This window comes from Candidatus Firestonebacteria bacterium RIFOXYD2_FULL_39_29 (assembly GCA_001778375.1).
Classification (GTDB): domain Bacteria; phylum Oederibacteriota; class D2-FULL-39-29; order D2-FULL-39-29; family D2-FULL-39-29; genus D2-FULL-39-29.
Genome location: MFGV01000019.1, coordinates 44,784 through 54,851, shown reverse-complemented (window position 1 = coordinate 54,851; position 10,068 = coordinate 44,784). Strand labels below are relative to the sequence as shown.

Annotated in this window: 9 protein-coding genes; 1 reads left to right on the top strand and 8 read right to left on the bottom strand. The window is 40.4% G+C overall.

Annotated elements, in window-relative coordinates; genetic code table 11:
• Positions 1-142 precede the first annotated feature (142 nt).
• Positions 143-1,516 carry a hypothetical protein gene (locus tag A2536_01665; protein OGF47634.1) on the top strand — a complete coding sequence of 458 codons (1,374 nt, stop codon included), beginning with the start codon at positions 143-145 and terminating at the stop codon, positions 1,514-1,516.
• A gap of 101 nt (positions 1,517-1,617) precedes the next feature.
• Here the strand turns inward: A2536_01665 and A2536_01660 are convergent, their stop codons facing one another.
• The 8 genes from A2536_01660 to A2536_01625 all read right to left on the bottom strand — a co-directional run bounded on the left by A2536_01660 (position 1,618) and on the right by A2536_01625 (position 9,822).
• The gene (locus A2536_01660) at positions 1,618-2,070 is read right to left on the bottom strand and encodes a hypothetical protein (GenBank protein ID OGF47633.1); all 453 of its coding nucleotides are present in this window, start codon (positions 2,068-2,070) and stop codon (positions 1,618-1,620) included.
• On the bottom strand, positions 2,018-2,620 hold the full coding sequence (locus A2536_01655; GenBank protein ID OGF47632.1) for a hypothetical protein: 603 nt from the start codon (positions 2,618-2,620) through the stop codon (positions 2,018-2,020). Before A2536_01655 ends, A2536_01660 begins: the two co-directional genes overlap by 53 nt.
• 207 nt (positions 2,621-2,827) lie before the next feature.
• Positions 2,828-3,424: a hypothetical protein gene (locus tag A2536_01650; GenBank protein ID OGF47631.1), complete on the bottom strand. Its 597-nt coding sequence runs from the start codon at positions 3,422-3,424 to the stop codon at positions 2,828-2,830.
• A 115-nt stretch (positions 3,425-3,539) separates the two neighbouring features.
• Positions 3,540-4,100, bottom strand: coding sequence for a hypothetical protein (locus A2536_01645; protein ID OGF47630.1), 561 nt, complete (start codon positions 4,098-4,100; stop codon positions 3,540-3,542).
• Positions 4,101-4,327: 227 nt separating this feature from the next.
• A complete protein-coding gene (locus A2536_01640; GenBank protein OGF47629.1) occupies positions 4,328-6,058 on the bottom strand; it encodes a YgiQ family radical SAM protein in 1,731 nt (576 codons plus the stop codon).
• A gap of 173 nt (positions 6,059-6,231) precedes the next feature.
• The gene (locus A2536_01635; GenBank protein OGF47628.1) at positions 6,232-7,491 is read right to left on the bottom strand and encodes an L-rhamnose isomerase; all 1,260 of its coding nucleotides are present in this window, start codon (positions 7,489-7,491) and stop codon (positions 6,232-6,234) included.
• A gap of 205 nt (positions 7,492-7,696) precedes the next feature.
• Positions 7,697-9,172, bottom strand: coding sequence for a hypothetical protein (locus A2536_01630; protein OGF47627.1), 1,476 nt, complete (start codon positions 9,170-9,172; stop codon positions 7,697-7,699).
• 98 nt (positions 9,173-9,270) lie between these two features.
• Complete coding sequence (locus A2536_01625; GenBank protein OGF47626.1) at positions 9,271-9,822, bottom strand: hypothetical protein; 552 nt, start codon at positions 9,820-9,822, stop codon at positions 9,271-9,273.
• Positions 9,823-10,068: the final 246 nt, after the last annotated feature.

The window sequence follows — 10,068 nt, the reverse complement described above, 5'->3', positions numbered from 1 at the left end:
CGATACATGGCTTGCTCCTTTGGAGTGAATATGCCATATTATATCATGTTAGTAATTTAATTGCGACACAGTCTGGATTAGTAATTGTTTAGTGCTTAGAATTTAAATCTTAGTTATTCATTTTTACTCTACAGGAGACGCCATGATTAAGTTTCGAGAGCCCTTAAGTAAGCTCATCAACGATCCTAAAAAGTTCACCAAGCATCTCAAGTTCCCGAAGCCTGATAAGATAAGGATCTACGACGATACCCTCCGGGACGGTGAACAGATGCCGGGGGTTATCTTTTCTCCGGAGCAAAAACTGCGCCTTGCGAAACTTCTTTCAAAAATGGGCATTCACACCATGGACGTCGCCTTCCCCGTTAACGGTGAGACGGACCAGAAGGCTCTTAAGCTTTGTGTTGCGGCGCAAAAGAAAGGCGAGATAAGAAAAGATGTTGAGATCCTCGCTATGTGCCGGAGTAATACTAAAGATATTGATATTGTCATTAATACCCTTGCAGAGATCGGAGCAAAACCGGATGATGTTTCCATTCTCGTCCTCTCCACCATCTCCGACCTTCATATAAAGTATAAACTGGGGAGAACTCTCTTAAGAAGAGAAGGCAAATCCGAAAAAGATTGGATGAAAACTCCTCTGGAATTTTACAGAGAAGCGAATACTGCTCTTATCTGTGATGCCATCAAATACGGCAAATCAAAAGGTATTAATAGGATCGAGTTCGCCTCTGAAGATTCTTCAAGAGGAAATATAGAATACGGTGTAAAATGGGCAAAAGCCTGCGTTAAAGCTGGCGGCACCAGAATGTGCTTTTCCGATACTTGCGGTGTTTTCACTCCCGAGTCAGTTGATTATTATATTCCAAAAATGGTTAAAGCCCTTAATGGTGTCCCTATGACCGCGCATTTTCATAATGACTTCGGTATGAGCGCCTTAAATACGGTGCGGGCGATGAGTCACGGCGCTTCTTATATGGGAGTCACAGCAAACGGACTGGGAGAACGGGCCGGCAATACGTCTCTTCACCAGACAGTTATGATACTGAAAGACCTTTACGGCGTAGAGATCCCCGGCTTCAGATATGATATGCTTCACGAATTAAGGCAGGAAGTGGAAAAAGCCTCCGGTATCTGCATACAACCCCATGAACCTATTATTGGCGAAGGCGTTTTCGCCCACGAATCCGGGATTCACACAGCCGGTATACTGATCCATCCTTCTATATATCAGGTAATCAGAGAAGAAGAAGTCGGAGGCAAAAGACGTTTTGTATTCGGCAAGCACAGCGGCGCCGGAGCCGTAGAAGACGTTCTTAAACAGAACGAAAAACTCCTAAAGTCAAAGGGAATCGAGATCACCGACGAACTCATAATGAAAGCCCTGAAAAAAGTAAAAGCCATCCGCGAATCGACCGCAAGGGATTATCAGGATATAGTTGATGACTATTACAAAAAATATAAAAATTTGGGAGTATCGGAAGAACAATTGCTGGAACTTGTCTTGAAGGGCCTTTAAGAAGGCACTGATGACACATCCGCCAGTCATAAAAGGCGGATCTTTTGACGAGATTTTAAAAGAGATGGCACGTATAAAGCGTTAACAAGTCGGAGCAAAATTTACTCCATTATACTGCTTTGAGGATTTATCTTATTTATGGACTTTTCTATAACTTTCGCCAAGGTTTTTGCATAGTTTATTGCTGTTGTAACTTGAAAAGTTGAAATGCCGTTTTTAGATTCGTATATGAAATCATGTCTCTCGCGCCTCATACGGCCCAGTTTACTGATAATATCCGAATACTCCTTTCCAATTTGAGAGCTCACATATTGTACGATAGTTTTATGCGTATTCCTGTTCGTCGGAAGATATCCATTCGCATACATTAAAGCCCTTGCATTCCTTAGCATTGAATGGTAGCAGATCGTATAAGCCCAGGTTTTGTCAGATTTCGCCAGCTTCTCAGCCGCAACAATATCTTTTCTTGATCTTTTCAATTGCATGTTTATTTGAAGAAAATCAGGAACTACTTTTTTTACGAGATTTTGTATTAAATATTCCTCTAAATTCATATTCGTCCCCCTTGAGCATTATTATTTTATCAGAAAAGATGCTCAAGATAAAGGGATCTTTTTCTCTCAATAAAGAAAGCAGCTCTTTTTGAGGAATTATCCTATAATTTATTTCTCTTTTAATTTTATTCTCAAGATTCTCTATTACCTTTAATAATTTGCTGTCATCAACAACTCCAACCAGGAAAATATCTATATCAGAAGCAGAGTTTTCTTTTCCTTTAGCATAAGAGCCGTATAAAAAAGCGAATTTAATCCCTTGCATTGTTATGATAACACTTTTAATTTCAGGGATCATTCCGGATGTCTTTTTAACTATGGATTTCAGCTCCGCATAAAGCGGATATTCTTCATTTGCCCGGAAATATCTTGCGTTTGCCCTGTATTCACTTTTTAAAACACCTTCTTTTGAAAGCGCTTCAAGAGCCTTTTGAAACACTCCGGGTTTTTTTCCAATAAGCCGCCCCAGCTCCTGCATATAGTAATCCCGGTCCGGCGAAGAATACAATATCCCCAATATTTTCCCCTTATTTCCCTTTAGATCTAACATATTCACCTCTGTATGCCCTATGCATATAATTGTATGCTTCAGGCATATTCATGTCAAGAGAAAACCGTTGTGATTAGCTTTTTATATGTTGGCAATAATTACCCTATAATACTGATTTGCCTTTTTAAAATACAAAGAATACGTACTTTTTTCTCTCGTTTTTCTTGGAATTTTGCCTGTCATTTCACCCCCGTGAAATTAATACTTTTATGGAAGCTTGCCTTTTAAAACTTTCCCTCCTTTTATATTAGCAATTATCCCTTTTTTTTCTTTCACTGCTTTCTTATATTCATACTCTGTCAGTATCAACGGTGAAAGTGAATTCCCGGTTTCAACAAGAAAATTAATACCGACATCCGAAAACTCTTTTTCGATAACCTTTTTATCCGCTTCACTTCTGCATAAGACAAACAGATCTAAATCGCTGTTGCCTTTTTCTGTCTTTTCAAATACACTGCCAAAGAGAATAACACATTCCGCTTTTTTTACAGCTTTATCAATATACTCCGCTTTCAACTTATCAAAAAGCTCTTTTTCTGCCTTGAACAACTCTTTTAATATATTTTTCATCAGAAAATGGTCTTCTTTGATTTTGTACACCATGGCATTCCCTATACTGCGCACGGAAACAAGTCCTTCTTCCCTTAGTTCCTGGAGATTAATATGGGCTTGCATAGCCGAAATACCCGCAAACTTCGCCAGTTCTCTGCCGCTTCTTTCGGTATCATCAAGCACCAGCCAGCGTAACAGCTTCACCCCTGTCTTCTTCGCAAATATATATTCTAACACATTATTTATATGCACATTTCTCCTATGTATATAATATTATACATAAGAACATACAGTACGTCAACACCTTTCTGTCTTTAGCTGTTATTTTGCTTTTACTTTATAAACTTTACAAACCTTAAAAACTTTATTAACTTTTTTTCAGCACTGCCGTTCTGCTTTCCACCATCTTAAACTTACCCGCTTCTTCCAGGCCGTTCTTCTTTGCTATCTCCAGGGTTTCTTTGAACTCGGTTTCAGTCACCCTGTGTTTGGGTTCGGCAAGAAGGAGGAATCCTTCCGGTTTTAGTCTTTTCTTTAGACTCAGGAACAACTTGTCCCTGTCAGGAACTTCATGCGCTACATATATTGCAAGGATGATATCTGCTTCTAATTCAATACCTATTTCATGTTCAGGATTATTTATAGTTATTATATTCCCTAATACACCTTTTTTATCCGCGTACTTGACAAGCATATCCAGCATCTGCTGCTGAACATCCACGGCATATATTTTTCCTGAAGTTCCTACAAGCTTTGCCGCAGGTACGGTAAAAAATCCCGGACCGGACCCAAAGTCCAGCAGAGTCATCCCTTCCTTTAAGTACGGTTTCAGTATCCTGTAAGGATTCTGGGTAAGCCGTCTTAAAAAGCCTATTAACTTCCCGGCGCGGCCGGCGCAGAAGATATCATGCTTATGTTCATGGGGCATGTGCTTTTCTCCAGTTTTATTATTTTTGACTTAATTATACGGCTGCATACTAAAAGATGTTGCGAGTAGCGGGTGAAGAGTTACGGGTGCTACATTAATGTGGTATTAATATAATAAAAACTCATTAATTTTAAACTTCGTACTTTCCGCCAAAAAGCGTTGGCGGATTTCGCTTCAGCTCAACGTACTTGCTAACCCTCCAACCATCTAAACATCCAAACCTCTACTCAGTCTCCCGTCTGTATTCTGTGACCTTTGTATCCTTTTTCTTCCACCGGCTCAAAAATCACGTCTCTCTGTTCTCTTTTTCCTTTCAGGCCTTTTTCTACGAAAATTGCTTTGCCGGTGAAAGGGTCGTAGCCGGTGTGGTACATCAAGGTTGAATACGTTGAAGGCGCCGGGGTAAAGACCTGTATCTGCTCGGGGGTCATTTTTAATTCTTTTCTTACGAAGGCCCGGAGTTCTTTCATATCGGTAAGCTCACAGCCGGGATGCGCGGCTATCATATAATACGTCAAGAACTGGTTCTTCTTATGCTTAAGATTAAATCCGTCAAATTGTTCTCTGAATTTCCGCAGATGGGCTAATTTTGTTTTTCCCATTAAAGCTGTTACTTTTTCCGTTATATGCTCGGGAGCTATCTTTAGCTGTCCTGAAACGTGATCTTTAACTAGTTCTTCCAGATACTCAAGGCCAAACTCTCTATCGTTTATTATCATGTCATAGCGAAGACCTGAGGCAATAAAGACTTTTTTTACCCCCGGTATCGCGGCAATTTTTCGAAGGAGCTCCATCTGGGGAAGGTGGCTTATATTTAATTTAGGGCAGATCTCAGGATAAATACACCTTCTGTCTTTGCATCTTCCCTCTTTTAATTTCTTTTTACACTCTATACCGTACATATTTGCAGTAGGGCCGCCTACGTCCGTGATAAAACCCTTAAAATTTGCCCGTCCGGAGATATTTTCTGCTTCTCTTATTATGGACTCACTGCTTCTTGAAACAACAGTCGTACCCTGATGAACGGCAAGCGAGCAAAAATTACACTCCCCGTAACAGCCGCGATGCGATGTTATGGAATATTTAATCGTCTCCATCGCCCTGACCTCGCCTTTTTGTTTATAATACGGATGAACTTCTCTTTCATAATCAAGGTCGTAGATAGCGTCAAGTTCCGGTGTCGTCAGGTTGGGTTGGGGAGGATTTTGCACAAGGTATCTTGTATCGTGTTTTTGAAGTAAACCCTTGGCGGTAACCGGGTCGGTGTTATCATAAAATATTTTGAACATCTCTGCAAATTTCTTTTTATCCGTCTTTACTTCATCGTATGAGGCAACTTCTATATAGTCCGGTTTCGCTTCACTTGACGCATAACAGATGCCTTTTATGTTCTTACAATCCTTTCCTTCCTTTAAAGCCGCCGCTATTTCTAATACCGCTTTTTCTCCCATACCGTAAACAAGAATATCTGCCTTAGCGTCAAAAAGGACAGAGCGCCTGATTGAGTCGGTAAAATAATCATAGTGCGCGATGCGCCGGAGAGATGCTTCAAGCCCGCCAAGAATTATGGGTTTTGTTTTTTTGAAGTTCCGCTTAATAAGGTTGGTGTACGCAATAACCGCCCTCTCAGGCCTTTTATTATTTTCAACACCGGGGGTAAAATCATCTTCCAGTCTTTTTCGAAGCAAAGCGGTATAGTTAGCTACCATGGAATCCACCGCCCCTGCGGTAACCCCCCAGAATAATTCCGGTTCACCAAGTCGTGTTATATCAAGAATTGAGGTCAAATCCGGCTGGGCAATGATCCCCACTCTAAAACCCGCATTCATAAGAACTTTGCCGATAACAGCAACGCCAATAAAAGAGCTGTCAATATAAGCATCTCCGGTTATCAGAATAATATCCAGAGTTTTCCAACCGATTCTTTTTACTTCATCTGCTGTTGTAGGTATAAACATTATTCATTATAACAGAAATAATAACTCCATAAAAGTCTAATGTCTAACTGTCTAACCCAAAAACCGAAGCAGAAAAATGAAATAATTAAAATTCATAATATCAAGTTTATAGGAATTTCGAGTTCGCTTCCACTTCCGCCACAAAGCATTGGCGGACAAGGATACAAACTATTTTATCTCTTGGTAAGGACTTCCTTTTCGTAAGTTTCTACTTCCTTTATCCACTCACTTCCTGAGGGTACGCCTTCCTGCTCGCAGAAATAATTCCAGACTGCGCCAAAGGGCATGGCTTTTAATTCTTCGGAGAGCGCGAGGCGTTTGAAATAGTCCCCGGACTCTTCGGCTTTAACAAGAGTGCTGGTCGGTTCAAGTAACGCGCATAGAAGGGATTTTTGAGCGGCTCTTGCGCCGATTACCCACGCGCCTATCCTGTTAATAGAAGCGTCAAAATAATCCAAGGCAAAGTGGGCTGTAGATAGAGCATTGTTTCTTTTTACTTCCGAGGCTACTTCTTTTGTAGCGTCATCAAAAAGGACAACATGATCGGAGTCCCAGCGAACGCCGCGGCTCACATGGATTAGTACTTCTTTCTGGAAAATCAGTATTGCCGAGATTTTATCCGCTATACTTTCGGTCGGATGAAAATGTCCCATATCAAGACAGAGCATAAGATTGTTCTTTAAGGCATACGAAGTGTAAAACTCCTGGGAACCGACAACAAAAGACTCGCTCCCTATCCCGAAAAGTTTTGATTCTACCGCATCTTTTATATATCTTGAAGAGAGTTTCTCCGAATATATTTCATCCAGAGATTTCTTAAGCGCTTCTCTGTAACCACGCTTGTCCGCGCACTGGTCTTTCATCCCGTCAGCTATCCAGAGATTGTGGACTGCGGCGCTCCCGAGTGTCTGCCCGAACCAGGCAGAGATCTCACGGCATTTTTTAACATGCTCCACCCAGAAAGCACGGATAGAAGCATCCTTACTGCTTAACGTAAAACCGGACTCCGATTTCGGATGCGAGAAGAGTGTTGCGTTAAAATCAAGTTTTAACTTCTGTTTCTTTGCCCAGGAAACCCAATCCGTAAAATTTTCCTTACTTATTTGATCCCTGTCATTTTTTTTCATTGTAAAGTTACCATATATAGCGTGCAGGTTTACTCTATGTTTTCCGGGGAGCAGTGAGAGCGCCTTTTCCAGATCATTTCTAAGTTCATCCGCGCTTCTTGCCTTGCCAAACCGGTTACCCGTTACCTGAATGCCGCCGGAAAGGAGCGAGCCCTCCTTTTCAAATCCGGAAACATCATCCCCCTGCCAGCAATGAAGAGATAAGCTGACTGAACTTAGTTTTTTTAATGCCCCAGCCGTGTTTACACCGAGTTTCGCATAACGTTCTTTTGCAAGTGCATACTCTTTTTTTATAGTCAAATTCATTTAAACTCCTCCGTACAAAATATTTTTAATTACTAAGACTTAAATTCTAAGCACTAAACAAACTTTAAACCAAGCACTAAGAACAAAACTATAAATTCTAAACAAAATCATCGAACCTATATTAAATATCTTCCTTTTTAGTGCTTAGTGACCTTAGTTATTGTTTAGTTATTAGTGCTTAATTCTTAGTGATTTTATTTGGCGGCTACTTTAATTTAAGATACTTCTCATACGCCTTCTCAAATCCACCGTTACTTTTCGGCATGTACACTTCCGGTCTGAATGACTTCTTACTTACCTCTCTTATATCTTTTAACGAACTTAATCTTCCCATCCCCATTGCCTGTACCAGGATATTTCCGGCTGAGGTTGCCTCGGAAGGTCCCGCAAAAACCGGAACTCCGGCTGCTTCAGCGGTAAACCTGTTAAGTAGCCTGTTATTGGATCCACCGCCTATAATATGGATACACTCCGGTTTTTTTCCTCTTAAAACTGTAATTTGCTCTATTGCCTGCCTGTAAGAAAGCGCAAGGCTTTCGAGAACAGTTCTGACGATCGAGCCTTCATCCTGCGGCACCGACTGCCCGGTTTTTCTGCAGTAGTTTTGAATTTCTTTTATCATATCCTTCGGTGCGAGAAAACACGGGTCATTCGGATCTATTACAGCGGTTAAAGGTTTCGCTTTTTCCGCAAGCTTTGTAAGCTCCGGGAAAGAATACTCTTTCTTTCTTAGAAGCATCCGCTTGACCTCCTGTACTAGCCAGAGCCCGTTAATATTTTTGAGGACCCGGAAGGTCCCTCCGACACCGCCCTCGTTGGTAATATTAAACTTTGCGGAGTTCTCATTAATGCAGGGCTTTTCCGTTTCAAAACCGATAAGAGACCAGCTCCCGCTGCTGATGTAAATAAAGTTATCCGTCTCCGCAGGAATTGCAGCTATAGCTGAAGCCGTATCATGAGAAGCAACCGCTATTACCGGCACACCTGAAGAAAGGCCTGTCTCGGAAGAAATCTCCGGAATTATTTTCCCGAGTTTTTCCCCGGGTAAAATAAATTTTTGCATAAGCTTCGGGTCAACACCAATATTATCTAATATTTTCTTTTCAAATCTGCCGCTTTCTGGGTTATATAATTGAGATGTAGTAGAGATGGTAAACTCCGACGCTTTCTCTCCTGTTAAAAAATAATTCAGCAGATCCGGAGTAAAAAGCAGGCTTTTTGCAGCTTTTAAAGTCCTGTCTTTAGAAAGAGAAAGGGAGTAAAGTTGAAAAACAGTATTGATCTGCATTATCTGTATTCCGGTAAGCCGGTAAAGCTCTCTTCTGGAAAGCAGTTTAAACAATTTTTCCGGTATATGATCCGTCCGCTTATCCCTGTAGGCTACAGAATTTTCTATAAGTCTTCCCTTGCCATCCAGGAGTCCAAAATCAACACCCCAGGTGTCTATCCCTACTCCCCTCGGGGCTTTGGAATATTTTGCAGCAAATATCCTGAAACCATTTTTAATTTCTGTATACTGCGATAATGTGTTCCAATAAAGCGTATCTTTTAATTTTACAGTTTGATTGGGAAACCTGTGAAGCTCGCTCAACTTGAGCTCATTTTTCCCGCTTATTTCTCCAACTACCGCTCTTCCGCTGCCGGCGCCAAAATCAAAAGCTAAATATCTTTCTACCGTCATTATTTATCTCCGTTGATACGAACTTAAAGATGTTACGAGTCGCGGGTGACGAGTTACGAGCAAAAGCTTTTTCACTCAACTCTCTACCCGTAACTTTATCAAATTTTATTTATCAATTGCAGGAGCAGCTTTACTTTTTCTCTTGAATTTGAAATATTTTCAAGGGTAATAGGTGCGGCATACCCTCCAAGCTCCACTTCTATTGTTCCATATCCGGCTATTAGACCGATAAAATTTCTTCTTATTGAAATATTTAATATCTTCGATACGGGTACATAGATCTCTTTTCTGACAAGCAAACCTTTTCTAATTACCAAATCATTTTTTGTAAGCGTATAGGATGTTATCTCCCTTTTTACGTGATAAAGCGCAAGAAGCAGTACAATCAAAAGATAAATGTATTTTGTGATCAAAAGGAATATCAACTCTACCCATTCACTCTTAACGCCTTTAAAAAACGAGGTTATCTGTGAGATAAGCAACGGAACAATTCCGGAGTAGAACTTTGCAACAACTATTACCGCACATATTGCCAGAACATAAATAAGAACAAGAAGAATCAACGACGGCTTTTCTTTAAATAATATATCCGGAGGAAGCTCCTCTTTTGCAAACAAATGTTTTATTCGGGAGAGCATACTTTTATCCATATTATAACTCCTATAAAAATCAATCACTAAGACTTAAATTCTAAGCACTAAACAAACTGAAAACCAAGCACTAAAAACAAAATTATAAATTCTAAACAAAATCATCGAACCTATATTATATATCTTCCTTTTTAGTGCTTTAACCTTAGTTATTGTTTAAAACTTAGTGCTTAATTCTTAGTAATTTTGTTTTACTCACCTAATACCCAGACCTCATATCTTCTTTTTCTCGTCACCCGTAACCCG

Bases quoted from the DNA above. Each gene is read 5' to 3' on its own strand.
- A2536_01640 (OGF47629.1), bottom strand. From the start codon at position 6,058: ATGTTTATACCTACAACAGCAGATGAAGTAAAAAGAATCGGTTGGAAA.
- A2536_01645 (OGF47630.1), bottom strand. From the start codon at position 4,100: ATGCCCCATGAACATAAGCATGATATCTTCTGCGCCGGCCGCGCCGGG.
- A2536_01635 (OGF47628.1), bottom strand. From the start codon at position 7,491: ATGAATTTGACTATAAAAAAAGAGTATGCACTTGCAAAAGAACGTTAT.
- A2536_01665 (OGF47634.1), top strand. From the start codon at position 143: ATGATTAAGTTTCGAGAGCCCTTAAGTAAGCTCATCAACGATCCTAAA.
- A2536_01655 (OGF47632.1), bottom strand. From the start codon at position 2,620: ATGTTAGATCTAAAGGGAAATAAGGGGAAAATATTGGGGATATTGTAT.
- A2536_01630 (OGF47627.1), bottom strand. From the start codon at position 9,172: ATGACGGTAGAAAGATATTTAGCTTTTGATTTTGGCGCCGGCAGCGGA.
- A2536_01625 (OGF47626.1), bottom strand. From the start codon at position 9,822: ATGGATAAAAGTATGCTCTCCCGAATAAAACATTTGTTTGCAAAAGAG.
- A2536_01660 (OGF47633.1), bottom strand. From the start codon at position 2,070: ATGAATTTAGAGGAATATTTAATACAAAATCTCGTAAAAAAAGTAGTT.